The sequence below is a fragment of the Microcoleus sp. Aus8_D2 genome (genome assembly GCF_036702665.1).
Classification (GTDB): domain Bacteria; phylum Cyanobacteriota; class Cyanobacteriia; order Cyanobacteriales; family Microcoleaceae; genus Microcoleus.
On the sequence record NZ_JAUBUN010000065.1, the window covers coordinates 7,901 to 33,581 of the forward strand.

Consider the following 25,681-nt stretch of genomic DNA (forward strand, 5'->3'; position numbering starts at 1 on the left):
ATATAAGATAACTTTTCCTCTGAAACCTGTGTTGCCATCTTGGCAGATTTGTAGATTTAAATTGACGGGATTAATGGAGTTAATTGCCTTGACACGACAATAAACCCTCGGATTATTGAAAATAAATAATCCGAGTGGTAGCAGATATCATCATATTTAATTAAGCCGAGAGCGCGATTCAACTTTAATTAAGCGAGTTGAGTCAAGGTTGCCATTTTGGCAAGTTTTTTCCAAAATTCCTGTTCTAAAATAACAATACCTTCGCCAATTTTTTCGGACTAATACTCAGTCGATGTAACCCAAACAGGCTATTGGGTTCAGAAACTTCACCCATAAAACCCTGTCTGGGTTTTGGGAAGGGGTTTTTAAATAGCCATCTCCAAGGTACTCTACGCAAAATCCCACGCTGTAGGGTGCGATTTTGGCAAAGGTATTGAAAATAATTGATCGAGTAAATGTAGATATCCTCAAAGTTAGGATTGAGGGGGAGCATCTCCTGAAGGTAAATTGGTAGTGGGAGCCAGAGGCTCCCTCTTAGATCCCTAGGGAGCCTCTGGCTCCCACTACAGTTTTTTTTGCAAATTTGAGATGCTCGCGGATTGAGGTAAGGACTGGGCCATTCACTCTCCCCCCTGAAAAAATCGCTCAAAACCTTGATTGTTCGTAGATTCTTGGGGGGAAGAGAATGGTGCCAAAAGCCGCGAATTTTCCAAAATCGCGGCACTTCGTCGCCTTGAGCAGGCTAAACGGCAGGGATAAAAGTGCCAGATGGAAGAGCACCTGTAAATCCGACTAGCTGTGCAATGACTTCATAGTTGCTGCCGCTAGGAACCACAATAAGTTTATTTCCGTTGTAGTTAGCAGTCAACACACTACTTGGGTTATTCACCACGATTTTATCACCAATCTCGAAGTCTAGAATATCAGCGCGATCGTTAAAACCGACCACGTTAGAGAACAGGATGCCATTTCCACCACTGTAGAAGTTAGCATTGCTATTCCCCAGCACGAAGGTATCTGAAATAGAAGAAGTAGGTATCCCATAAGAGCTAACCACTAAACCGTCACTGATGCCAATTTTTCCCCCTATACCGTTATCGAGATAAAAACCGCCCATTAACACATCCAACTGACTCACAGCACCGCCACTGGCACCATTGAGAGTGTCATTGCCGAAGCCACCGATGAGGGTATCATTCCCATCGCTGCCCAATATCAGGTCATTACCGCCAAATCCGCCCAAAACTGAATCAAGCTCCCGAAAAGCAAAGTCAGTTCCTTTCAATAAATCATCGTAGCTGCCATCGAGATAGTCATTGCCCACCCCTCCATTGATAGTATCAGCACCGCCGCCACCGAACACAATATCATCGCCCGGACCCGCACTGATATAGTCATTCCCATCAGGGTTCTGATAGTTATCCGTGGCTATGCCCCCAGGATTAAAGTCTCCAAAAATCCGATCGTTCCCAACATTCCCATTCAGGGTGTCTTTACCGCTCTCCCCTTGGATAAAGCTACCTAGAGAGCTAGTGCCAGGGAGGGTAGAATCATTAGGCCCAACGGATATCTGGTCATTGCCGGAACCTCCAAAGGCGTTGTCAACACCGAGACCGCCATTGATGGTGTCATCGCCACTCTCCCCGATCAGAGTATCATCATTCAAGCCCCCATCCAGGTAGTCATTACCGTTACCCCCAACCAGGTAGTCATTACCGAAGATCCCCTGAAGAGTATCGCTGCCATCGCCCCCCTCAAGGTAGTCATTACCAAAGCTACCGTTGAGCCGGTCATCCCCAGATCTGCCGTAGAGCTGGTCATCACCATCCCCCCCGTCAAGGATATCGTTGCCACTTCCTCCATCCAGGTAGTCTTCACCGTTGCCCCCATTCATGAGGTCATTGCCACCCCCACCGACAATCAAGTCATTGCCATCGCCTCCGATCAGTTGATCGTTGCCATCTTTGGAACTCTCGGTAACGGTGAAGGTATTCAGATCGACGGCATTGTCGCCGGAGATGATATCATCGCCCTGATCTCCTGAGATGTAGTCAGCCCCACCCAATCCCGTCAAGGTGTCATCTCCCACACGACCGAATATCTGATCGGCGGAATCCGTGCCGCTTTTATTGTCGTTGCCGTTTGTTCCGTTGATATAAGCCATGATAGGTTTTCTCCTTAAGGACCGAGAATTTAAAATGATGATGAAAATCTAGTCTTCAGCATAGACGAGTCAATTATCAAAAATTTGCCATTTTGGCAGATAGTTTGTAATGGAAATATGAATTTTGGATACCAAAACCTTGAAATCTTTACCAAGTCTTTACATAGCATTTATTGAGTTCAGATACTGGAATGCCAATTATCTATATATAAATAAGTAGGTAGGCGTAAATAAACCTTGCTATGTAACAGAGTGTAAAGCTGCCTGAACAAGAGCGATTGCTTCACTTCACTTCGTTTCGCTCTCTTCGGACATTTGTGTATTTTCCCACTCATCTACTTAGAGAAAACAGGGTGTGTTGCCCTTTTGGCAGGTTTTTAATTGAGACTAGAATGTAACATTAGATCAAGTAGGTAGTCTCATGGTTAAGCGTGCAACCTTCGACTCAACTCAGCTAACCCGTCGGGCAGAAGAGTTGATCGGTGCTGCATCCCACCGCTATCGGATGACGGTGCAGGTGGCGAACCGCACCAAACGCCGTCGCTATGAAGATTTTGACAATATGGACGACCCTCAAATGATGAAGCGTGTGATGCGGGCGATATTTGAGATGTCGGAGGAACTGACTCAGCCGGAAATTATCGGAGACATCTAAACTTGGAGAGTTTTGAGTAATTGATAGTTGCAAGCAATTCTTTTGACTTAACGCTCAAAACTCGCTGAAGTTATTTTATTTGGGAACAGATTGCCAAAACCGTGAACAAATTAAAGCTGGGCTTGAGTTTTCTGTTCGTTACTTTGAGTGTGGCGATTTTCACGCTTTTGAGTTGGGTATTGGAATCGGGGGAACTGAGTGTGTCGGCTTTGGAACCTTCGTTGTTACCTAGTTCTCAATCTGTTTATGGGGTTTTGGTTGCTCAACAATCTGCGCCGTTGCAAGTGAGGGTGCAAGATGGGTGGGGAGCATCTCAATGAGTGCAAAAAGTATTTTTTAACAGTGCTGTCCTCGCTCGCTTGCTGATATAGAAGACTCGCGAGCTCTTGAAGTGCTGGCACTATCCAAATCAAACTGAGATGCTCCCATTGGACACGAGCATCTGTAGGGAGACGGCATTGCCGTGTCCGGTGCGGGGATATGCGACTTTTAAGAATTTGTATAAAATTAAGATTTGTAGCAATATTTTTTTAAATTGGTATTTAAACAGGGTGATTAAATCGGATTTTACACAACTTCCGCGCCACCGAATATAATGTATCAAGACTGGCATTTCCCCAGCCCAAACAAAGGAAATTTAAAAAGGAGAATTCGATGTCAAATGCCATGATGGTAATTTTCCCCTATCGCGAACAGTACACCTGGGTTTTTGACGACGAGCGAGCCGGGCTTGTCCGAGAACCATTTGTTCAGGGCGTCCCCGAAATGATTAACGTACTTGTCGCAGACATTCCCAATGCCGATCAAGGTTTCCGACTATTATTTTCAGCCAATCCATTTCCCGGATCTCAAGCAGAAATGGCCTGGTTTAAAGCAGAATACGGCGGCAACTGGTATCGGTGGGAAGCGAAAAATATGGAAGGCTGGCTGTGTCCGGCTTTGTTTAAATACTTTCCCGAAGCACCCCCCAAGTTTTATTGCAAAGCTGAAAAAATGTAATAATTAAAAGCAAGTCAATGAAAAACTTGTCAATCTTTAAAAGAAATTTTGTTAAACCAGTCGATCGCGAATCTCGAAAAAATCCCAAATTAGCACTATGTATATTTTTGCTATTTTTGCTAATTTTTACAGCCGCCATCTCCGCAGCAATCGGGGCAATTACCGCCCTATTGGCCCCCGTGGAGCCGCAAATTATTAGCAGAGTGCTAGACGCTACGGGCTTTAACTATACATCATCCAACCGCTCTGGATACCGCCTCTGGCGGCCTGTTAATATCTTAATCCTCGGAATTGACCGCGTGCCGGAAGCTGCCACCAATTCCCGCAAGATTTTTAACGGCCGCAGCGATACAATACTCTTATTCCACCTCGATCCTAGAGATAAATCTATTAGTTTGCTTTCTGTTCCGCGAGATACAAAAGTCGAAATTCCCGGCATTCGCTTCAGCAAAATTAACGAAGCCAATGCTAGAGGAGGAGCAGCTTTGGCGACGCGATTGGTTAGCAGTATCGCGAACAATGCGACAATTGAACGATACGTGCGAGTCAGCAGCGGTGCGTTTCGGGAATTAGTCGATTTGTTGGGCGGAGTTGACGTATTTGTACCTCGCGCGATGTCCTATACAGATACCGCCCAGAAGTTAAGAATAAACTTAGCACAGGGATGGCAAACTCTCAAGGGAGAACAAGCAGAACAATTTGCTCGATTTCGCAATGACGGTTTAGGAGATATCGGCCGCATTCAGCGCCAGCAATCTTTAATTCAAGCTATTCGCAACCGCCTCGCAAGTCCATCAGTATTGGTGCGCTTGCCGCAAATTGTGCGATTGATGCAAAAATATGTGGATACAAACCTAAATTTTGAGGAAATATTGACGATCGCCAATTTCGGTTTGCAATTGGAGCGAGATAATTTTAAAATGGTGATGTTGCCGGGACGCTCTAGCTCAGCACAAGGGGATTTGAGGAGTTATTGGATTTTAGATGCTGCTGGGCGCGATCGCATTATGACACAATATTTCAAGCAAGGCGCAGCGGATTTTGCCCAAGGGCGAACCGCCAATCCCAGCCAGCCAGTTTCACCCAGCAGCCTCAAAATCGCCGTCCAAAATGCTTCTAGCAACCCGAAAACCGCCAAAACCGTCGCTAGCTTTCTCCGAAAAAAGGGCTTTGATAATGTATCTGTAGTCAAGGATTGGCCCGACAAACAGCGTCAAAGTCAAATTATTGTGCAGCAAGGCGATTTAGAGGCAGCGAATCTACTCCAAAAAGCGCTAGGCGACGGTAAAATCGAAGCATCTTCTACTGGTCAAATTGAATCTGACTTGACACTTCGCGTCGGCGAAGATTGGGTAAAGCGATTTTAATGAGTCATTAGTCCTTAGTCATCAGTCATCAGTCCTTAGTCCTTAGTCCTTAGTCCTTAGTCATCAGTCATTAGTCATATCATGTGCGTTGAATTACCCGCAATAAAAGGTGTTTGTAGTGAGGAATGCGAGTCCTCTGATTGGATGCGGACTCGCATTCCTCACTAGAAACCGATTTTATGATTGTTGTTCGGTTCGGACATACTATCATTAGTTATTAGTTAATTACCATGAGTAAAAAATCTGTGAAAAGTGTATTCCGAATAGTCCTGAGCCTAATTATAAGTGTAGTGTTAGCCTTTGGATGGGTGCTGCTGAGTGCTACTCCGGCATTTGCGCTGCCGAAAACCAATATTAATTACACAAATATTAATTTGTCCGATCGCGATTTCTCCAATTCTGACTTAGCGGGCGGAACATTCGTCGCCGCCGAGATGCGGGGAACCAACTTTCAAGGCGCTGATTTAACCAATGCGATTTTGACTAAGGGAGTTTTGTGGAAGGCCAACTTGTCAGGTGCAAATCTCTCCGGTGCTTTAGCAGATAGAATTACATTCGACGGCGCTAATTTGACGAATACTAATTTTACCGAAGCAATTATGACTCGAAGTCGTTTTTTTGATGCTGCCATTTCCGGCGCTGATTTTACCGACGCAATTATCGATGCTTATCAAGTAACAATGATGTGCGAAAAAGCAGATGGTGTCAATCCCGTGACGGGAGTTTCTACGCGAGAAAGTCTGGGATGTTCGTAGAAATTTAAAGTTACAGGAATTATGCACTCTTTGGCTAGAAACCGGGGTTTAGTATCAATAAATCTACAAATAAACCCGGTTTCTTAGTTCAGACTGTGCACTCTTCGGCTAGAAACCGGGTTTCTACGAGTTGGTTAGTTTAGTAGCAATAAATCTACAAAGAAACCCGGTTTCTTAGTTCAGGCTGCATCCGTGACATCCGCTACATCCGCTACATCCGCTACAAAAGAAGCGGACGTACTTCCTTCTACCGAGGGCTACAAATGCCTGTATTTGCAGTACCAAATACCAAATCGGAATTCAACAGCAAATCTAAATCGGTGTCGGGATTAACAGCATACAAATCAACTTTATTTCTACCCAAAAATACCCCGACTAAAGTCCCGATTCCCGCACCGCCGAGCACCTCTTCAGTTGCGATCGCCCGATCGCCCGTAACGCCCGCAATCGCCGCCGCCGCCGCTGCACCCAAAGCCGTGTTCTTAATCAGATTACCAACATTCACGCCCTTAGTCACACTTTCTTTGCGAGTAATCACCTGCGAAGTCGCATTCAGAGGGACTCTGCTACCGTTAATGATACTTAACTCCTGGGCGACAAACTGAACGCCCTCAGCAGTCGATCGCAATTCGCCGCTAATTTTCGAGCCCTCGGGTATCAGCACTTTGCCATTATTACCTGCGATATCCGCAGCCACAGTCAGAGTAATCGGAGACTTGTCATTGGGGCCGAGCAAAATCTTGCCTTTGGCGTACTCGATGGGAATAGTCACCCCGCTAGGAATTTTCACAGCAACACTCTGCCCAATATCTATCTTAGCAATATAAGGAGAATTAATTGCTCTTGCTTGATTGGTACTGACTAATGTTTGATAGATAAAAGCAGCGACTTCCGCCCGCGTTGCTGACTGGTTGGGTTTAAGAGATTTAGGATTGGGATAGCTGACAACCAACTGTTTTTCAGTAGCAGCAGCAACGCTTTTCACAGCATAACTCTGAATCTCACCCGCATCATTATAGTAGCTGAGAACATCTTGAAAATTGCAAGCTGGCTCATAGCCCAGTCCGTTATTTAAAGCGACTACAACTTGAACGCGAGGAATCTGCTGTGATGGCCTGAAAACATTGCCGGGATAGCCAGACATCCATGCCATTTCATAAGCTTCGGCGATCGCCCCCCTTGCCCAAAAATTAGACGGAACATCGACAAAACCTACAGCAGCGCGGGTTTTTGCCTTTTTCACAGAACGGATCATTGCCGCGAATTCCGCCCGCGTCACGGGTGCATCCGGGCGGAAAGTGCGATCGGGAAAACCTTTGATAATGCCTCTTTCTGACAAATCTTGAATAAAGTCTTTTGCCCAATAGTTATTACTAACATCCGAAAAAGCTGTCTGAGCAAAAGCAGGTGCGGGAGCGAGCATTGGCGCTGCGGTTCCGGCCATGGTTGATAATGTTAATAAAACAGATGTGTAGAATTTGATGCGGTGAAATATAGACATTTTTTTATTCTCCAATTTACACAAGTTTTTTATTGATGGAAAAGCCAGCCTTTGTCCGGCTATTTATCGTTGATTGATTCTTGCCTAGCTGGCTGTTGTGCTCAGTGATGTCATCATTATTAAATGCTTTTTTTTCTGGCGATGGGAAGATACGGTCTTTTAAAAAAAATATTTTTCGGCTAATTTGTCGATTTTAAAATGCTTAAATTCCTTAAATTACTTATGTTCCTTATCTCCCTTATCTACCTGGAACTTATACAGGAATTGCCCAGAATATCTATATGTATGGTGGCAGAATATCGCTTTTTCGGTAAGTGCAGAGGACGCACGGGTGCCCAGAAACCGGGTTGTTTACCGCAACTGTGCGCTACGAAGTATTGCTGTGAAAAAACCCGGTTTCTTGATTAGCCGTGCATCCTAGACAACTGACACAGGTCAACTGACACAGGTCAACTGACACAGGTCAACTGACACAGGTCAACTGTATCTCCCTTATCTACCTGGAACTTATACAGGAATTGCCCAGAATATCTATATGTATGGTGGCAGAATATCGCTTTTTCGGTAAGTGCAGAGGACGCACGGGTGCCCAGAAACCGGGTTGTTTACCGCAACTGTGCGCTACGAAGTATTGCTGTGAAAAAACCCGGTTTCTTGATTAGCCGTGCATCCTAGACAACTGACACAGGTCAACTGACACAGGTCAACTGACACAGGTCAACTGACACAGGTCAACTGACTAATGACTAATAGCGACTAACGGTTCCCAACTTGTCACATCTTCAAATAAAGATTGATAGCCGGCTGCATTGGGATGTAGACCATCCGAAGTCAGACAAGAACGCCACCAAATATTACCGCGATCCATCCATTTATCAAAAATATCTAAATAGGGAATTCCCCGTTGCAAACAAGCTAACTTCGTGGCTTCTTTATAGCGATATTGGTCGGCGTGATTGTAGTACAAACAATCTTGAAAAGGCATTTTGCTTTCATCCACCGGCACCATCCCGACAAATATCACCGGACAAAGTTGTTGCGATAAATTTAACAAATTATCCAAAACAGCTTTAAAATGTTCAAAATCAGTATAACTGCGCCCGGTAGGCGACTGCACTCTCGCCGAATCGTTGAGGCCTACGGAAAGAATAATCGCATCTGGGACGCGGTTTCTGAGCTCGCCCCGGTGGCGAAACTCGTTTTCCAGCCGCTGGGCGACTTGATAGGTGCGATCGCCCCGAACCCCCAAATTGTATAAAACGTGTCCTGCACTCTCCGGTAACATCCACTGGCGGCGCAATCTTTCCACCCAACCACCGCCCGCACCGTCGCCGAAACCGTAGATTAAGCTGTCGCCGAAAGCAACCAATTTGAGGGGATGAGAATTTACCCGATGCAAGTGACCAAAGGAATAGGCTGTTGCTGCCTGCATAAGCAATGATACTCAGTTAATGATTTTTGAATCTTGACATACTAAACTAGAATGTAACATTAGATAAAGTAGGTAGTCTCATGGTTAAGCGTCCAACCTTCGATTCAACTCAGCTCACCCGTCGGGCGGAAGAGTTGATCGGTGCTGCATCCAACCGCTATCGGATTACGGTGCAGGTGGCGAACCGCGCCAAACGCCGTCGCTATGAAGATTTTGACAATATGGACGACCATCAAATGAAGCCTGTAATGCGGGCGATATTTGAGATGTCGGACGAACTGACTCAGCCGGAAATTATCGGAGACATCTAGACTTCGGGAGTTTTGAGTTTTGAGTGGTGAATTGCGAGCAATTTTTGTTAACTCAAAACTCAAAATTTTCTCAAAATAGACGGGCGCGGGCGAAAAATCCGGTTTATTTTATGTACGCAAGGGAGCTAGAAATATATACACAAGCTAGCGTCGAGTTCGCACTCCTAAAAAACTATTTTTGCCAAATCGGGATGCTCCCAATCGGTTGATTTTCCTAAGTCCTAAAATTAGAAACTAGGAGATATGGTAGCAGGTAAGTTTAGGAAATTCTAGCAGTTTTCAATTCTGTGAAATACAGTATGGAAACGGCAGTGCCTTTGGGAAAGTGTCAACAATCGCCTGAAAACCCTTGTATCTCTCGTTTATAGCAGAGACCAGATCCCCCTCGCATCCCCCGCTCCTCGGGGGACTTTGAGCAGAATCCTGTCCCCCCTCTTAAGAAGCTATCGTGTACACACATCTCTGTGTAGAACCAAAATCCTCGGAGAGCCCCCTCGCATCCCCCGCTCCTCGGGGGACTTTGACTCCGGTTCCCCCCGAGGATCGGGGGGCGCCAGGGTGATCTCATAACTTGTGTGTACAGGGTAGCTCTTAACAAGGGGGGATATGGCATTAATCGCTAGACAGAAGACCAGCAGTACGTTTGACCTTAAATTGACTCTTTCCCAAAGGCACGGCGCCGTGTTGGGAACCCGAGGAAATACAGTAGGGAAACGGCAATGCCGTGTCCGGAATCAGATATCTTTACTTCAATGAAAACCGCTATATTCTATTTGTGAAATTGTCAAAACCGTGAAAAAATTAAAGCTAGGCTTGAGTTTTCTGTTAGTTACTTTGAGTGTGGCGATTTTCACGCTTTTGAGTGGGGTATTGGAATCGGGCAAATTAAGTATGTCGGCTTTGGAACCTTTGCGGCTGCGGAGTTATGTGTCTGTGCCGCTGGTTGCTCAACAATCTGCGCCGCAGCAAGTGAGGGCGCAAGATGCGTGGAAATTTGTGTACGAAAAAGTGCCGGATTTGCCGATCGAGAATAACTACATTTCTAAGGAAACTGGAAAAGTCGATCCAAACAATACTTTAGTCGGCCGCTTGATTAGATATCACGTGTTTGTCAAAGGACGACCGCCCAATTACCGCTTTGATTGGAAGCTGAGTTTAGCCGACTATTTGGGGGCGACTCCCGATTATTTGGTGGAAGGCGTGTATCCGGGAAAAGACGTTTTGCGCTCAAATCCGATGGAACGCGATCGCGCTGCTATTCAAAGTTTAAATAAAAGACAGCGGGATGCTTTGGTTCAAGCTTTGGTTGATGTTTTTACCGAGAATTCCGGGCGTGGAGGGACACCGGCGAGGGGCGACAAACCAAAAGGGCGCGAGACTTCCCCGGAAACACCGCAGCCACAGCCGGGAGATGCAAAGTTGCTGACACCGTAAACTTGAACGAGGCCTAGAAACCGGGTTTTTGGCTAATCTGACTGGTGTAACGCGTCTTTTCGGCAAAAACAGATTGGTTTGTAGTACGGACTGAGCGTCCGCTCTCAGGCCCAGGACCCAAGTCCGCACTACGAAAAGATTGGTTTGTAGTACGGACTGAGCGTCCGCTCTCAGGCCCAGGACCCAAGTCCGCACGTGCGTTCCGTTGTTGTTATGGTAATCGACCGGACATGATATAAGTCCTAAAATCACCTAATCAATCAATCTAAAATCTAAAATCCAAAATCTAAAATCGATCGATGGAACGTGTAATTAAGACGGGTGTTGGCTGGCGTTTGGGATGGAACCCAGAGGCGAAGGAGTTTCAGGGTTTGGTGGCTGGTTCGGGTTGGGCGATCGAACTCACGGAGGCCGAGTTAAACGATTTTTGCCGGTTGTTGGGACAGTTGGCCGACACAATGAGTCAAATGGCCTCTGAGTTAATGGACGAGGAAAAAATCGCGATTGAAGCCGAAAGCGATTTGCTGTGGGTACAGGTAGAAGGCTATCCCGAAGCTTACAGCGTGCAGTTGATCTTGAATGCTGGCCGTCGCGGCGAGGGTTTTTGGCCGGCGGCTGCGGCGCCCGGTTTGGTGCAGGCGGCAAAAGTTTTAAAAGTTTTTTGACTTTTTTGGGAATTCTATGCTAAGCTATTAAAGCTGTCGGGGCGTAGCGCAGCTTGGTAGCGCACTACTTTGGGGTAGTAGGGGTCGTGGGTTCAAATCCCGCCGCTCCGATCGCAGATAGTCAGTAACTTTTACTGGCTCAACTATAAAAAGATGAACTCTAGAGGTGGTAACGTCTCTAGAGTTCATCTTTTTATACTACCTATTTAGCTTTTGACTATCAACAGAAACTACCGCCTCATTTCGAGATCGGTCGTTACTGTGGAGCTTGGACTAAGCCACTTCCCACATCAGCAACTGCTAATGGTAGTGGCTTAGCATAGGAAGTTAGCAATTGCCAAAGTTGATCGCCTCGTTTGCCAGTCGATTGGGCATACAGGGCCGCGATCCCGGCGACGTGAGGAGTCGCCATGCTCGTGCCACTGAAGACAGCATACCGTCCCTTATTCATCGGCACGGATGAGTATACATTGACTCCTGCACCAGCAATATCGACTTTAGCCCCCGCAGCCGAACCAGAGGTGGCCGAGAAGGTAGCTAATTTGAGGCAGTTATCGACGGCCGCGACGGCCATAATCGACGGGCTATTGGCTGGTTGACCGACGGTACCGGGCGGATTGGGAGCCGTTTGTCGGTGGTTGCCAGCAGCCGCCACGATGAGGCACCCATTTTGCAGTGCTCGACGGCCGACAGTTTCGTAAGCAGTAGACGGCGTTGGAATGTTGTTTCCTAAGGACATGGAGATTACCTGACAGCCGTTGACGATCGCCCATTCCATACCAGCGAGAATCCAGCTACCATTGCCACTACCGGCATTGCTCAAGACCTTGCCGACGTAAATAGTTGCCTCATAAGCAATCCCATACCGCCGATTGTTGAGATCCTTGAACCCGCACGACGTTCCTATGCAGTGAGTACCATGACCGAACCCATCTTGTACCGCTTCCCCTGGAACGAAAGACTTCGACATAATTTTGCGTCCCTTGAAGTCAGGGTGTTGGAGATCCATCCCTGTATCCAGCACGGCGACCTTCATTCCTTTTCCGGTGTATTTAGAGGTTACGACCTTCGTTGCCTTCAGACCCCAAGTGGACTGGGCATCATCGGCAAAACATGGAACTCCTAACTCGATCTCGTCCACGATTGTCGTGGTGGCTTTTTCATACAGGTGGTTAACCGCATCGCGATAGCCTCGTAGATATTCCTCTGGCAACCCCTCAGCGATCGCGTAGAAGATGTGCTCAGGCTCGATCGCCAAGATCGCAGAATCTTCTCCCGCTACTGTCATGATGCTGTTCAAAGCCCCTGAGTCCAGTGAGACAACAGCCACGCCGAGAGTGGGAAACACCACCCCCCCTGCCGCTTCGAGCTGATCGACATCTATAGCAGACTCAGAGAAATCGGCAGCACTGAGCAGTCCTCTGATGCCAGCCTGCTCACTCAGCACACCCAACCCTTCTGTGACTGCATTGTCGCGGAAAGTAACGATGTATCGCCCTGTCGTTTCACCGCCTGGAGCAGTTGCGGGGATGGGAAAACTAGGTTGTGCGGACATAAAACACCTCTTAATTTAAATGTTTGATGGTTATTGGTCTTACCATCCCTTGCAGAGCACAAAAACTTTCGATCCAATACTCGCAAAAATGAGTTTTAGGAAAAATACAATGATCTGCGTATTGTTAAATGCCAATGAGTAGGTCAGCCAGAGCTGGTATCGGCTACATTGTGCTCAAGTATCTGCATACCTCGCCGACTTTCGTACCGAAGCCAGACAATCCCAGCTATTGACGAACAGCCAGGGAGCCTGAACGCTCCCTGGAGCAAGCCAGCGACCCCGGCTAATGACATTTGGCGTAAGGAGGAGCACCAATGGTAAGCGATCTCACCCTCAGCGCTGCGCGATAGGTGGCCAGTACCTGGGCAGTCTGGGTGAAGTTCGGATCGTAGGTAACTTGTCCGCTTTGCGATCGATGGAAGACTTGCCAAACTGTATAAACAATCTGGGAACCCGGATCTGATTGTGCTTGCTTCCATTGCGAAACTGTCACCGGTGCCCCAAACATCGACGGATCGATCACCCAATAGAAGGGCGAACCAATGACGGTCATAATTGGTGCCACGTGCCAGCCCCAGCGGACGTAGCAATTTGGATTGTTCCTCGTATTTGCCCGCAGGTTGCCATAATTCCACACCTTGCCCGGAACGTTACCAACGCTGACAATTCGTCTCGCCATGGAGTGTGCCCTTCCCCAACAGCCGTCATCGGGGTATAGGAAGGGAATGCAGGGTGGCGGAACGGTAATGGGATTGCAACTGCCACTAGCAAGCCAGTTAAAAAGTTGGTTGAGGCGCAGCCAGCTAACGGCAGGGAGACCACTCGCTGATACGGTAGCCGAGGCAGCACCTTCGGTAGCTAACTCCTCAAACTTGATGCTTTCAGCCGAAAGAGCTTCGGCAGCCAAATCCAAAGCTGTCAATTCTTGCGCCGTCGTCACCGTTTCCCAGGGACGGACATCGATGATTTCGCGATCGTCGGTATCTGTCACGAGGACGGTAGCCCCGGTTTTCTTCGCCTCTTCCAGGATGCTCAAAAGGCGGGCGAATTGACTGTTGGAACTCTTCAAGACACGGTGCGATTGGGAGATCTCCAGCCCGACTGCTACGTCGCCACCAATCTTCACGAGTGCCACGACTTTGGCCTGTATGGGAATCAGCAGGCGGGAGATCGATCGCGTTTGTGGATCTACCTCGACATAGCCGGGAATTTTGGCATGACGCAAATCTTCAAGGATCTCGGCATAGCCAGCCGACAGCGGATTAGTTGCGTCGAGATAGGTGGTCTCGCCGCTTTCAAAGGTGACATCCACCGGCGTCGATTCAAAGCTCAAACGGTGAGCCGCTGTCATCAGAGGCGGTAGGTCAATATGACTTACCAATCCAGCGATCGCACGGGTATTGGACATAATCAAACCTCCTTCTAGGATAGCTAGAAAATAAATACTGTTTAGAAAGCAAACTTACTGCGAGGCTATGGAAGTGCGGCGGGACGGACATCGATGATTTCATGGTTGTCCGTTTCGGTCACAAACACTTGGGCTTGGCTCTGTCGCGCTGCTTCCAGAGCTCTCAACAGGCGATTAAAATCTTGGTTGGTCGGGCTGAGGGTATGTCGGGCACTCGATATTTCCAACTCGACCAGAAACTGCCCGGACTCGGTGCGAACAATATTGCTAACCCTCACAACGAGAGGGACGAGTACCCGCGCGATCGCCCTGGTTTCTGGGTCGAACTCAACATAGGCAGGGATACCAGCCTGCTGCATACTATCCAGGAGTTCGGCATAAATGATGGAGTACGGATTATCTGGATCGAGGCGCAAAGTCTGTCCATCGCTGAAATATACTGTTCGTCCCGTGGGTGCGGTGGCGTGGGACTCCAGGGGCGGGTCGATCCTGCCGATCGGGCTGACAATAGTATTAGAATTAGCCATGACTTTCTCCTGCCAAATAACAATCAACCCTATCAATAACAGGCAGGCGCATACGATTACCTGGATAAGTTTGAGGTATTTGATGAATGTACCTTTCATTCTCTTGATTTCAATACCTGACGGGTATTGGTTAAATTAAATTCATTTCTCCACAAATACCAGTCGCTCTGGTGGATGAGTCAACTTGATGGTTTGATCTTTGACATCAACCACGTAGTCAAAGTTTGTGAATTGACCATCTGGAAGAATGATCGTCCGATCGTCAAGAGATTTAAGATAACCTTTGAACCCTGTTAAGGAAACACTACCTTCATTGATTGCCAAGTAGTCTAGTAGTCGCCGAAAGAGTTTGGGTAGGATCACTACTTTGTCAGTGATAGTCTGTAGTTTTTCAAGAACAAACCCATCTTTTGTTTGATCGAGCTGCCATATTCCCTTCTTGTCATGGCGTGCTTTCTCCACAGACTTCACCATTTCCTGTCGGAGGTCAACATACAGTTTTGAATAGAAGGTAGGATAAGCCAGTCCCTCTACCAAAAGATGATAATTGGCGCTCTGATGTAGGAGAGATTTATCCAAGTAAACATCACTGCCATCGGCTCCAGGGGCTTTGCCTTTGAAGACAAAAGCAATGCTACGCCCATAGGTATCGGCAAATCGAGTCAAAATGAAACCCGGAATTTGCTGGGGAGTTGCTGCGGTGACAACCTCGCGAGCATTACGGGTAATCTGGCTGAAACCCAAGAATTTCAATAGTTCTGCCGATGCCGCCCGGGCCAGTGTTTCTGGTTGGTGTTGCATACCGAGACTTCCTAGTCGTGACTGGTAATGGGTTTCTAAGGCATCAATACCATCTAAGCTCCCGTTGTGATCCTCCAGAATGATTGGTGCGAACTTTGTTGTTCAACTTGCTCCATAGGTTCGGATTATCAGGGTAGAACTTAACTGAATCTCCGTCGGGTGCAGTATTCAGGATTTTGAAATGACCTGCGATCAGCATCAGAGGCATAGGGAGTCTCCTTAAACAGGATTGATTGAAAAATTGGTGTTATTAACTGGTGTTACGTGGAAGTCTTGAAGTCTTTAAGCCAACTCGCTCTTAAAGAGGGCCAATAGCATTGGATCTCAAGCTTTAATTGCTTGTAACCCTTAAGCCGTAGGTCTAGTCAAATAGTTTCACGTAGCATCAGTTAGTTATATTGTTTGCTTGGCATCTGTATTTAGTAAACTTCAAAATCTGTTTGAGGAGCAATACGACGATCCGCGTATATGATTATTACGATCTTGCAACAAACTACCCTTTGAGTAGTCCCAACTTTTCTAGGGAAACCATCACAGCCGCCGTCCTGGTTTGTAGAGTTTTTTGTAAAGATGCTCCAGATATTTTGGCACTGTTCCTTCACAGTAACCCAGCACTTTAGCAATTTGGGCATTACTTTGATCCTTGGCAATCCAGAACTGCACCTCTGCTTCGCGTTTGGTGAGTCCTATTAATTCCCGAGTGGCAATCGAGAATTCTTGCAGTTTTTGTTCCTCTCTTGAGCAATAGATCTTGCTCGCCAATCGGATCGGGAATCAGACGGACGATCGACTGTCGTCCTGCTTGCTGAATGTGCAAACGTCAGCATGAGCATGGAACATCAACGTCGAACGCAAGTAGCTTCATCTGATGCTTGAACCAAGGTTCTAAGGGTTCTGGCAATGAGTGTCGCGTGCGGGGTAAAAAATACTGACTCAACGAGCAGTTTTTCTGCTCGTTGAGTCATAAACTGCGCTTGCCCATCGATCGCCAAACCGATCGCACACGAGTCCAAGCTTGCTTGAATTGTGTCAGTATTGGCTGGATTTGGCTGAATGCAGGACTACCAAAAAACGTTGTGCTTGCGCTGAATGCTGAATAGGGATTTAGAAATACCATGAATAGTCAGGCTCTTGTAAATGCTCAAACCAGCATCAGAGAAATTGATGCACAAGCTGAGATTTAAAAGTAGGGGAACACCCACACTTTTCCATCAGGGAGAACCGAAAAGACGATTTCCCCAGGTCCTTGTGGAGGAGATGTGTTCCCATAGGCTGCTGCTGCTGCTGGATCATTGAAAAGGAAAGCACGCCACGTTTTGGCGCTGGTAGTTACTATGTCTTTCTTGGCGGCGATCAGGGCAGCATCGCGATCGGAAAATTTATGTGTATGGGTTGTTGTAGCCATTTGAGAACTCCTTTTGTTTAATACGAGTAGTCTTTTCTTTTGGACTTTGATTTAATAATCTTCCAAATAAACTTGGAAAACAATACGACGATCTGCGTATATGATTATTACGATATTGCAACAAACTACCCTTTGAGTAACCTCAATTTTTCCCAGGCAACCATCACAGCCCCCGTCGGGGTTTCTACAGTTTTTGGTAAAGATGCTCCAGATGTTTTCGCACTGCTTCTTCACAGCAACCGAGAACTTTAGCAATTTGGGAATTACTTTTATCCTTTCTTGAGCCAGAGATATTACTCGCCAATCGGATCGGGAATCAGACGGACGATCGACTTCAACCTTGGATTAGCAAGGGTTTAAGTTGCTTTTTCCCAGATGTCTAATCTTTAAGAAACATAATCTAATCTAGACAATCACCCAGGGTAAACGCATCTAAATTAATTTGACTAAAACGTGAATTTGTGCATGACTAAATAACTCAAAAAACCTTCTTAAAATCCTTAATTTTAACCCCACTTGAGCAGATAAAACTAGAACCTTAAGATTGTATGAACTTCTTAAAGCCGGATAATTTTTTCAATAGATTGGTATTAGATTTCGAGTGTTAACTGGCAGAGTTTAAAATTTGAACTAAATAATTATTATCCATTGCCGCTCGATCTCGTTTCATTTTTAGACTTTGTTTAGAAGTTTTTTCTGGTTTCAGTAAATTTATGGCACTCGCGACGTAAAAGTGCAAAATTCTCGGGAGAGTTCTGTTTCCGAATCCGGCTTTTGTCTTCACAAAATGTAACATCTAGCGTCCAATGTAAGCTATTTTAAATTCCCCAATGACTGCGGATTGCTAGGGCAATTGTCTCAGCATTACTGCTTAAACTACTCAAGTAAAAACGAGCTTCAGTCGTGGTTTTATTCCACAGCCTTCGTTCACTAACTATCATGACAACTGTTTTTAATCCACTCCATAATTCTTGATTGTGCAGAGGTGGTAACTCAGATATATCAACAGTCCATACTTGTCTTTTTTCCCCTCGATGATGTCCAGCTTCTACTCGTTCATAATAATTGTACTTTCTGCCTGAATAATTTGTTTTTTGGGCCGCTTCAAACCATTCTTTTACGGCTGTGTGCAGGAGTTTTTGATTCCCTTTTAAAGCTAAAATGTAATCTCCTTTTTTCTTGATAATCAGAGATGTTATGTCTTTTTGACATCCCATAGCATCTATGGTTATTATACTTCCGGCAATTTCTAGCATTTCTATTAATTCCGGAATTGCTGTCAATTCGTTAGATTTTTTATGAACTTTTTTTTGTCCTAACACTAATTGATGAGATGAAGACCAAGCTGTAACTATATGTAGCGCTTTTTGTTGGTCATTCCTCTCGTAAGATAGTTTCATTGTTTTCCCATCAATGGCAATCACCTCTAGTTCTAATTCCCTGATTATCGAATTTACCCAACTCAAAAAACATTCTTGAAACTGTTGCGGTTCAATTCGGGCAAATCCTCTACTAAATGTGTCATGAGATGGTATGCCATTCGGTAATTCTAGGAAGCTTTTTAACCATTCATATTTGGCGTTACCATAGGCTTCTATTCCGGACAGATCCGTCGGCACCGCTGATGACAGCTAGAATCGCAATCGATCTAATATCTTTGAGCAAATGTTCTTTACTTCTTTCTATTATTGGGTCGTTCAAGTTAGCAAAATGTTCTAAAAAACTGGTTTTTAAAAGATTCAATGAAGATCATGAATCTGTTTCTTTTTTTGGGGAATTTACACTTTTACTAAAACCTCTTGTCATTGACAACACTCATGAACTACAATAAACTACATAGAAAATTAGTCGGCTCTAACTGTAGCATATTCTGAGTTAAAATTAAGATGCGTTTACCCTGGACAATCACCGCTGTCAGGCTATAAAAGAAGTTAGTCACCAACGTGGGTATTTTTTATGCCTGTCGATCGCATGAAAACTCATCTTCCTGTCTGGGCGCTATCTACTGAGCAACTCTACGAAAGGCTGTCAACTTCGGCACAGGGACTTTCCGAAGCAGAGACAGCAATCAGAATCAAGCATTATGGGTTTAATGAACTGCCCGAACCAGCGCGACGATCGCTATTACTTCGCTTCATAGATCAATTAACTCATTTCATGGCACTCTTGCTCTGGGTTGCGGGTACCCTCGCTTTTATCTCCGGTACGCCCGAACTTGGTTGGGCAATCTGGGCCGTAATCTGGATTAATGCCGGATTCAGTTTTTGGCAAGAATTCAAGGCAGAACAAGCGTTAGCAGCACTCAATAAAATGTTGCCAGCACAAGCGAAAGTCTATCGAGATGGAACCTTATGTGAGATTTCCGTCAGAGAAATGGTTCCGGGAGATGTCTTGCAGTTGGAAGAGGGCGATCGCATTTCCGGCGATGCCAGACTGGTTTCATCTCAGTCTTTGTATGTCGATGTCTCAGTGCTGACAGGAGAATCGCTGCCGGTTTCGCGATCGGCGGCACCTGCGATCGCAGAAAAAATGCGTGCCTCGGAAGCAAGCAATCTCGTATTTGCAGGTTCTACCGTTGCGTCAGGGCGCGGTTTAGCTGTCGTGTACGCTACAGGGACTCAGACAGAGTTTGGTCAAGTCGCCCACATGACTGCCACAGTCAAGCGAGAACCCAGCACTCTGGAAGTTCAAATCAACCGAGTGGTGCATATTATCACTGCGATCGCCCTCGGTATGGGTGTTTTGGTCTTTTTGCTGAGCAATCTGTTGGTGGGTATGGGAGTTAAGGAAAGCTTCATTTTTGCGATCGGGATTATTGTAGCCTTTGTCCCAGAAGGACTGCTCCCAACCGTTACCCTAGCCTTGGCAATTGGTGTCAAGCGGATGGCCAAGCGCAATGCTCTAGTACGTCGCCTGTCGGCTGTGGAAACATTGAGCGCCACAACCGTCATCTGTACGGACAAAACGGGGACACTCACCAAAAATGAAATGACGGTGCGCCAACTCTGGATTCCGACAACTGAGATTGAAGTCACGGGAGCGGGCTACGAGCCAACCGGAGAGGTGCGACTCACAAATCAGCGCCAAAAGTCACAGGTTAATTTGCTACTTGCAGGAGCGGCTCTCTGTAGCAATGCTCGTCTGAAACATCCGCCAGGTTCCAGTCAGTGGCAGGAAATTGGCGATCCCACCGAAGCTGCTCTCCTGGTAGCAGCCATCAAAAACGGATTGAATCTGGAAGAATTACAGCATCATTTGCCCAGAATTCAGGAAGTTCCGTTTGATTCGCGCCGACGAATGATGAGTGTCGTGTTACAAAGAAGTTCGGATGATTCTGGTTTAGGGTTTGAGTTAGAAAACGAATCATCCAATCTCAAAATGCTAACTGATCCCTATCTAATTTTCACCAAGGGGTCGCCGTTGGATGTGTTACAACACTGTCAAGGGATTCTGAAAGATGGGCAGATAGCAGAGTTATTAGAAGTAGGAAGAACAGAGATTTCCGCTGCTAATGATGCGTTGGCGAGTCAAGGTTATCGAGTTTTAGGAGTTGCCGCCCAGCAGAAAGAGGAACTTAACTCGCAAGACACCCAGGAGTTGGAGAAAAATCTGATTTTCGTTGGTTTGGTGGCAATGATCGATCCGCCGAGGCCGGAAGTTGCAGATGCGATCGCCAAATGCCATCAAGCAGGTATCCAAGTAACGATGGTAACAGGAGATTATGGATTAACCGCAGAAGCGATCGCCCGCCGCATTGGCTTAGTGAATGGTAAAGCCAGAGTTGTGACGGGCGAAGACATGGGACACCTCTCCGATGCCCAACTGCGTCAGATATTGCATCAAAAATCCGGCTTAGTCTTTGCTCGTGTGATGCCGGAACAGAAGTTAAGGCTGGTTCAAGCTTACATCGCGATGGGTGATATCGTAGCCGTGACGGGTGATGGAGTCAATGATGCTCCTGCTTTGAGAGCCGCCCATATTGGCATTGCGATGGGGATGAGCGGTACGGATGTGGCGCGGGAAGCGGCGGATATTGTGCTGATTGATGATAACTTTGCGACGATCGTGAGTGCGATCGAGCAGGGACGAGCTGTATATCAGAATATTCGGAAGTTTATCACCTACATTCTGTCATCGAACATGGCAGAGTTTATTCCCTTCCTGGCGATGGTCTTTTTAAAGATTCCGCCAGCTTTGGTAATTCTACAAATTTTGGCGATCGATCTGGGCACAGATATGCTGCCAGCGCTGGCTTTGGGCGCAGAAGAACCGGAGGCAGGTATCTTGCAACAACAACCCCGCCCCAAGTCGAAACCATTGCTGGATATGTCTTTATTGTTACGTGCCTATTGCTTTCTCGGATTGCTGGAAGGGTTGGCAGGAATGACAGGTTTTCTGCTGGTTTGGTGGGCAAATGGCTACGGAATTGCGGAGTTGCAGGCGATTAATTCGACTATTCTGGCACGATCGGCGAATGCTACCCAAATGGCAATTTACCATCAAGCAACGACTGTGACGTTGGCTGCGATCGTTGCTTGTCAGGATGGCAATGTTTTTGCTTGCCGCAGCGAGCGCGTCTCGATTTTTCGCTTAGGCTTTTTTAGCAACCGTTTGATTTGGTTCGGAATTGCGATCGAGTGGGCGCTGATTCTATCGATTATCTATGTTCCACCCTTACAAAAAATCTTTGCCACTGCACCGCTATCTCCCGTGCAATGGTTGATGCTGCTCATCTGTCCGCCATTAATTTTGATGGCTGACGAACTACGAAAGCAAATCTTGCATAGAGTAGTGCAGAAATAGCCGTAGGGTGCGTCGCCCTCGAAAATCCCCAAAGAAAGATCGACAATTCAATAGCGACGCACCTGAGAAAATAGTTGAGACAACAAACCTAACATTTCTTTCCCCCGATCGCTCTAGATGAAAAGCCGTACTTTCCCTGGTGACTGGTGATATAATTGCTGCATTCAATATCTGACTGTGACTGACGGTGAAATTTATTCACAAGGCTAATATTGACCTCGCTGCATCAGACTTCCTGTCTGACAGATAACCATAAGACGAATTGTGACAAGTCACAAAAAACACATTGCCGAAAAATTAAAATCAATTTCAATAATATGATGAAGCTGTTCCGGACACGCACTATTAGCTTCCTTTGGATGCGGATGAATAGTTATTTCTTACGGTTATTGGCGAACAACCATTTAACGCCAGCCGTCATTCGCCGAAATATAGCAATGAATTCTAATGCGCCCATTGAAACATTATGGGAATTAGGCGTTGAGTTTCCCAAACAAGTTATTCAAAATCCTAGACTTCTTTTGTTGAGACTAGAAAATCCGAATACACCAGACATTTTAGAACTGCTGTTTAACCTGATGGATGAGACGCAAAAACTTTCCTTTAAAAAAGCAGCAGTCCAACAAACAATATACTATATTACAAAAAAATTGCCTTCCCCAGAAGAAGATGAAGGTGAACACTCATTTATCGAGGTGGCAAAAAATTGGCTGTCGAATCCGACTGAAGAAGTTGCTAATAGGGCAAATGCAGGGGCAGCCGCTGACTGCATAGATGGAGGTGTGAGATATTTTGATTCCCCAGAAATTTTTCTTTAACCCGCTTGGGCGGCTGGAGCAAAAACAGGATTGGGTGCAGCACAAAGCGCTCTCACAGCAGCCGGAACCAATTTTGCAGAAGTAGCGCTTCAATGGCAAATTACTGCTGCTTGGGCAATTTTGTCTAATGAAAATCTTCCTGTTTTGGAGTAAAATTAGCTATAAAATTTGTGTGGGAATAGTCTCCTTATCTCTGACACCAAACCAGTCATCCGCTGTATCGCTATTTCGGTTGTTTTTCGGAAATTTTGCTGTGACTCGGGCGATCGCAATGAGAGTCGCGGGTTCAAATCCAGCCACTGCGATCGCAAAAACCCGCCTAATTAAGCGGGTTTTATAGTTGTCCTAAATATTTTCAATCTTGGGCAATAATTAAACAATCACTGCCAACTTTCGACAGAAAATCTGGAAACGCTGATGTGGGGTTCCCATCTTTATTTACGACTCTGCGGAGTGTATAGCCTTTTTCAGGAGGTCTGCCGAAAAACGAGTTTCTGCGATCCCAAATATCCCCATTCGGAGTGTTCGGATCTCGATCGATCAAAAAATCCATCAGCCACGCCGGCACAGACAATCCAAACGCGATCGGCGTGATGTGCCCGTGCTGCAAAGTGGCATCCGAGAAGCGGAACAAGTAGCTGAAGCGAGAAAATTTGACGGCATAAAGTAACATCCGTCCCGCCATTGAGGCATGAAATGACCAGACAACTGGCTCATAAATCCGCAGCAATAAAGTCCGCTGCTCAGCATTCCATTCTGAATTGTACATCGTCAGACAATAGTCTGGCAAAATATTCCCGTCCATAAAGAAGATACCTTGCAGAACTTCGGGGAACTCCGGCGGATGTTCTGTTTTCATCCAAGTTGCGATGTCTTTTAGTTTCTTTGTTTCGATTAACATGGTATTATTCAACCTCGAAAATACTTTTAATTTCGGATCCAGTTAGATAACCGAAATTAGGTTCGTAGTGAGGACTTTAGTCCTTCTTCAGACAAGGAGAGAGGACTGAAGTCCTCACGATCAAACCAGGTTTTTTAGATTTGATTTAGAATCAGGTTCGTAGTGAGGACTTTAGTCCTTCTTCAGACAAGGAGAGAGGACTGAAGTCCTCACTACGAGTTTTTTTTTGCACTTTCGTTTAGGCTGTGGATTAGGACTGAAGTCCTCACTACAAACCTGCCGACGATCTGCGTACTTTACCAACGGTACTCACCACATCCACCAACATCTTCATTGCCACATCTTTGCCGGGACAAATTCTTCCCGCACTTCGATCGCCCACCGCATGAAAACCCATATGATAAGGGCACAAATTCTCGCGGTTAGCGTTGAATTCGTACACCGTAGAGCCCCAGAAACTGCCGTCTAGATGCCCCAAACTGATCGGTATCAGTACCTTGGTGCCGGCGGGGAAAGTGCGCTGTCTGCCCCCTACCCTGGCGGTAAATGGCTCTGTCGCGACTCGGTGGGTGGCGCTGACGGGAGCCCAGAGGCGCGCGCATTCCAGGAGGAAAAGCTCGATCGACTGGCGATCGTCCAAATCCAGATTATCCCAAAAATCCGTCGGATTAATTTCAGCGGTGCGTGTTCCTTTATACGCCGGGAGAGGGCGGTATCCCATAGCCGTGTAGCCTAGGTGCAGGGGGCCTTGCAATCCCGCTATCCCCATAATCGCTGTCATCAGCTTTGCCAATTCCCGCCTAGTCATGCCGTTGTTTTCCGAGCTCACCTCGAAGTCGGCTAAGGCGGGAGAATTTTCGTAGATAGTCGCCGCGCGCTCGATTAAAGCCGACAAATCCCCATGTCCAAACAGGTTCAGACTTTGCAGCAGGCTGCCCGCGACGGCGAAGTAGTGCGCGGGGCTTTGGCGGATGTAATGTAAATCGGTGAGAAGTTCGATCGACTCTTTGTCATCTGGATTAATCCCAAAGATGACGTAATGCAGGTATCGGACTAAAAATCCCATCCAACCGCGCCTAGCATCGGTAAAAAATGCTTCACCCGCACCGTGCGGCATCTCCGTATAATCTGCGGCTAGGCGATCGAGCAACCGCCTGCTGATTTCGTCTTGTTGGCGATCGGTTGTGGCACTGTTGAAAAGATACTTTTGCATACAGCTTCGGAAAGCTGCGTGGTTGCTGCTACCGTCTGGTTCGCGATCGGACAAAGACAGCAGGAAAACGTTCCTACCGCCGACATCTTGGTTGGGGGAGAGATCCGGATCGAGCACAGAAGTACCCAGCCGCCATCCGCGCGCCTGGGGCGATGTGAGTGCTTGTTCGAGTGTTGCAAACTCTCCCATCACGACTTGTCCCGCGCAGCAAAAATTAGCCCCGAAAGCCAGCCGTTTCATTGGCAAATAGGTGGGTTCGTTGGCGATTAAACCTTCGATCAGGGCGATCGCGGGCAGCATCGTTTTGCTGAGGCCCTCCTGGGGGTTTTCCAAAGCCCAAGCCTGAAACTCATTCAGGGCCGGGTTCATCAGCGGTGAGAAAATAGTATCTAAATTTAGGTTCACGATAATTCCTCCGAGATCCTCTGGCTATAACACGCTTCGCATTTAGCAGCAAGAGGGTATTGAGTCCCTATTGACCGGGATTCAATACCCCCAAAATTGCGAAAATCAGTAAGTATAACTATAGCCATCTTTATTTGTGAACGTCGTGGCAATATAGATGAATTCTACTGAATATGTCTGCACCCAAGTCTAGCCTGGTTCCGGAGATTTCGTGTAAGACCATCTCCGTTCGATTACGATAACAAAAACGGTTCGTAGTGCGGACTTCAGTCCGCAAAATGCTACGGACTGAAGTCCGCACTACGAACCAATCTTACTTCGGTTACTCGATCGGAGACGATATAATTGATCGGGATTTTTGGTAAGTAGATATACTCTCTGCTTCTCGAGTATTAGCCCCAATCTCTGAGAGTCGCAGATAACCGTGGTTATCTGCGACTGCTTGCTATTAGATTGAGGCAAAATCGGCGACACCAATCAGACTGGACGATACCCCAACTAAAGAAGCAAAAACTTTTCCGGTTGAGGCAAAACTAATCTGAGTTATGCCATTACTTTCAGT

The 25,681-nt window shown here is 46.5% G+C and carries 25 protein-coding genes, 1 tRNA gene and 1 pseudogene; 13 read left to right on the plus strand and 14 right to left on the minus strand.

The window, feature by feature from the left end:
- Positions 1–742: 742 nt before the first annotated feature.
- On the minus strand, positions 743–2,164 hold the full coding sequence (locus QUB64_RS30575) for a calcium-binding protein (RefSeq protein WP_333277879.1): 1,422 nt from the start codon (positions 2,162–2,164) through the stop codon (positions 743–745).
- Positions 2,165–2,585: 421 nt separating this feature from the next.
- Here QUB64_RS30575 and QUB64_RS30580 point away from each other — a divergent pair, with 421 nt between their 5' ends.
- The 5 genes from QUB64_RS30580 (at position 2,586) to QUB64_RS30600 (ending at position 5,940) form a co-directional block, all read left to right on the plus strand.
- On the plus strand, positions 2,586–2,819 hold the full coding sequence (locus tag QUB64_RS30580; protein WP_333277881.1) for a DNA-directed RNA polymerase subunit omega: 234 nt from the start codon (positions 2,586–2,588) through the stop codon (positions 2,817–2,819).
- Between the two features lie 101 nt (positions 2,820–2,920).
- Complete coding sequence (locus QUB64_RS30585) at positions 2,921–3,139, plus strand: hypothetical protein (RefSeq protein ID WP_333277883.1); 219 nt, start codon at positions 2,921–2,923, stop codon at positions 3,137–3,139.
- Positions 3,140–3,473: 334 nt separating this feature from the next.
- Positions 3,474–3,818: a DUF6717 family protein gene (locus QUB64_RS30590; RefSeq protein ID WP_333277885.1), complete on the plus strand. Its 345-nt coding sequence runs from the start codon at positions 3,474–3,476 to the stop codon at positions 3,816–3,818.
- A gap of 17 nt (positions 3,819–3,835) precedes the next feature.
- Positions 3,836–5,185: an LCP family protein gene (locus QUB64_RS30595; RefSeq protein WP_333277888.1), complete on the plus strand. Its 1,350-nt coding sequence runs from the start codon at positions 3,836–3,838 to the stop codon at positions 5,183–5,185.
- A 230-nt stretch (positions 5,186–5,415) separates the two neighbouring features.
- Entirely contained in the window at positions 5,416–5,940 is a 525-nt protein-coding gene (locus QUB64_RS30600; protein ID WP_333277890.1) for a pentapeptide repeat-containing protein, read from the plus strand.
- Between the two features lie 247 nt (positions 5,941–6,187).
- On the opposite strand, the gene QUB64_RS30605 is transcribed toward QUB64_RS30600, so the two are convergent.
- Positions 6,188–7,441: an S-layer homology domain-containing protein gene (locus QUB64_RS30605; protein WP_333277893.1), complete on the minus strand. Its 1,254-nt coding sequence runs from the start codon at positions 7,439–7,441 to the stop codon at positions 6,188–6,190.
- 739 nt (positions 7,442–8,180) lie between these two features.
- On the minus strand, positions 8,181–8,873 hold the full coding sequence (locus QUB64_RS30610) for a GDSL-type esterase/lipase family protein (RefSeq protein ID WP_333277895.1): 693 nt from the start codon (positions 8,871–8,873) through the stop codon (positions 8,181–8,183).
- Positions 8,874–8,953: 80 nt separating this feature from the next.
- Here QUB64_RS30610 and QUB64_RS30615 point away from each other — a divergent pair, with 80 nt between their 5' ends.
- The 4 genes from QUB64_RS30615 (at position 8,954) to QUB64_RS30630 (ending at position 11,394) form a co-directional block, all read left to right on the plus strand.
- Positions 8,954–9,184 (plus strand): DNA-directed RNA polymerase subunit omega, encoded by a 231-nt coding sequence (locus QUB64_RS30615; protein WP_172188796.1) that lies wholly within the window; start codon positions 8,954–8,956, stop codon positions 9,182–9,184.
- Positions 9,185–9,976: 792 nt separating this feature from the next.
- Entirely contained in the window at positions 9,977–10,618 is a 642-nt protein-coding gene (locus QUB64_RS30620; RefSeq protein ID WP_333277897.1) for a hypothetical protein, read from the plus strand.
- Positions 10,619–10,917: 299 nt separating this feature from the next.
- Entirely contained in the window at positions 10,918–11,283 is a 366-nt protein-coding gene (locus QUB64_RS30625) for a DUF1818 family protein (RefSeq protein WP_333277899.1), read from the plus strand.
- A gap of 37 nt (positions 11,284–11,320) precedes the next feature.
- Positions 11,321–11,394, plus strand: a tRNA-Pro gene (locus QUB64_RS30630).
- 145 nt (positions 11,395–11,539) lie between these two features.
- Here QUB64_RS30630 and QUB64_RS30635 read toward each other — a convergent pair.
- From QUB64_RS30635 to QUB64_RS30655, 5 genes are all read right to left on the minus strand, one after another.
- Entirely contained in the window at positions 11,540–12,838 is a 1,299-nt protein-coding gene (locus QUB64_RS30635; RefSeq protein WP_333277901.1) for a S8 family serine peptidase, read from the minus strand.
- Positions 12,839–13,121: 283 nt separating this feature from the next.
- Positions 13,122–14,246, minus strand: coding sequence for a protein-glutamine glutaminase family protein (locus QUB64_RS30640; protein ID WP_333277903.1), 1,125 nt, complete (start codon positions 14,244–14,246; stop codon positions 13,122–13,124).
- Positions 14,247–14,311: 65 nt separating this feature from the next.
- Positions 14,312–14,773, minus strand: a complete 462-nt coding sequence (locus QUB64_RS30645) for a hypothetical protein (protein WP_333277905.1) — start codon at positions 14,771–14,773, stop codon at positions 14,312–14,314.
- A gap of 141 nt (positions 14,774–14,914) precedes the next feature.
- Positions 14,915–15,574: a thermonuclease family protein gene (locus QUB64_RS30650; protein ID WP_333277907.1), complete on the minus strand. Its 660-nt coding sequence runs from the start codon at positions 15,572–15,574 to the stop codon at positions 14,915–14,917.
- Positions 15,575–16,105: 531 nt separating this feature from the next.
- Positions 16,106–16,336, minus strand: a complete 231-nt coding sequence (locus QUB64_RS30655; RefSeq protein WP_333277909.1) for a helix-turn-helix domain-containing protein — start codon at positions 16,334–16,336, stop codon at positions 16,106–16,108.
- A gap of 194 nt (positions 16,337–16,530) precedes the next feature.
- Between QUB64_RS30655 and QUB64_RS30660 the strand changes: the two genes are divergently transcribed.
- A complete protein-coding gene (locus QUB64_RS30660) occupies positions 16,531–16,674 on the plus strand; it encodes a hypothetical protein (RefSeq protein ID WP_333277911.1) in 144 nt (47 codons plus the stop codon).
- 80 nt (positions 16,675–16,754) lie between these two features.
- On the opposite strand, the gene QUB64_RS30665 is transcribed toward QUB64_RS30660, so the two are convergent.
- From QUB64_RS30665 to QUB64_RS30670, 3 genes and pseudogenes are all read right to left on the minus strand, one after another.
- The gene (locus tag QUB64_RS30665; protein ID WP_333277913.1) at positions 16,755–16,979 is read right to left on the minus strand and encodes a hypothetical protein; all 225 of its coding nucleotides are present in this window, start codon (positions 16,977–16,979) and stop codon (positions 16,755–16,757) included.
- Between the two features lie 184 nt (positions 16,980–17,163).
- Positions 17,164–17,283: a helix-turn-helix transcriptional regulator gene (locus QUB64_RS33125; protein ID WP_369124832.1), complete on the minus strand. Its 120-nt coding sequence runs from the start codon at positions 17,281–17,283 to the stop codon at positions 17,164–17,166.
- 300 nt (positions 17,284–17,583) lie between these two features.
- Positions 17,584–18,722: pseudogene (locus tag QUB64_RS30670) on the minus strand (ISAs1 family transposase).
- Between the two features lie 213 nt (positions 18,723–18,935).
- Between QUB64_RS30670 and QUB64_RS30675 the strand changes: the two are divergent.
- From QUB64_RS30675 to QUB64_RS30685, 3 genes are all read left to right on the plus strand, one after another.
- Positions 18,936–21,782 (plus strand): cation-translocating P-type ATPase, encoded by a 2,847-nt coding sequence (locus tag QUB64_RS30675; protein ID WP_333277915.1) that lies wholly within the window; start codon positions 18,936–18,938, stop codon positions 21,780–21,782.
- A gap of 365 nt (positions 21,783–22,147) precedes the next feature.
- Positions 22,148–22,600 carry a hypothetical protein gene (locus tag QUB64_RS30680; RefSeq protein ID WP_333277917.1) on the plus strand — a complete coding sequence of 151 codons (453 nt, stop codon included), beginning with the start codon at positions 22,148–22,150 and terminating at the stop codon, positions 22,598–22,600.
- A gap of 30 nt (positions 22,601–22,630) precedes the next feature.
- Positions 22,631–22,753: a hypothetical protein gene (locus QUB64_RS30685; protein ID WP_333277920.1), complete on the plus strand. Its 123-nt coding sequence runs from the start codon at positions 22,631–22,633 to the stop codon at positions 22,751–22,753.
- A 6-nt stretch (positions 22,754–22,759) separates the two neighbouring features.
- Here QUB64_RS30685 and QUB64_RS30690 read toward each other — a convergent pair whose 3' ends face one another.
- The 3 genes from QUB64_RS30690 to QUB64_RS30700 all read right to left on the minus strand — a co-directional run bounded on the left by QUB64_RS30690 (position 22,760) and on the right by QUB64_RS30700 (position 25,119).
- Entirely contained in the window at positions 22,760–22,900 is a 141-nt protein-coding gene (locus QUB64_RS30690; protein ID WP_333277922.1) for a hypothetical protein, read from the minus strand.
- A gap of 55 nt (positions 22,901–22,955) precedes the next feature.
- Positions 22,956–23,501 carry a hypothetical protein gene (locus QUB64_RS30695; protein WP_333277924.1) on the minus strand — a complete coding sequence of 182 codons (546 nt, stop codon included), beginning with the start codon at positions 23,499–23,501 and terminating at the stop codon, positions 22,956–22,958.
- 268 nt (positions 23,502–23,769) lie between these two features.
- Positions 23,770–25,119 carry a cytochrome 450 gene (locus tag QUB64_RS30700; RefSeq protein WP_333277926.1) on the minus strand — a complete coding sequence of 450 codons (1,350 nt, stop codon included), beginning with the start codon at positions 25,117–25,119 and terminating at the stop codon, positions 23,770–23,772.
- Positions 25,120–25,681 lie beyond the last annotated feature (562 nt).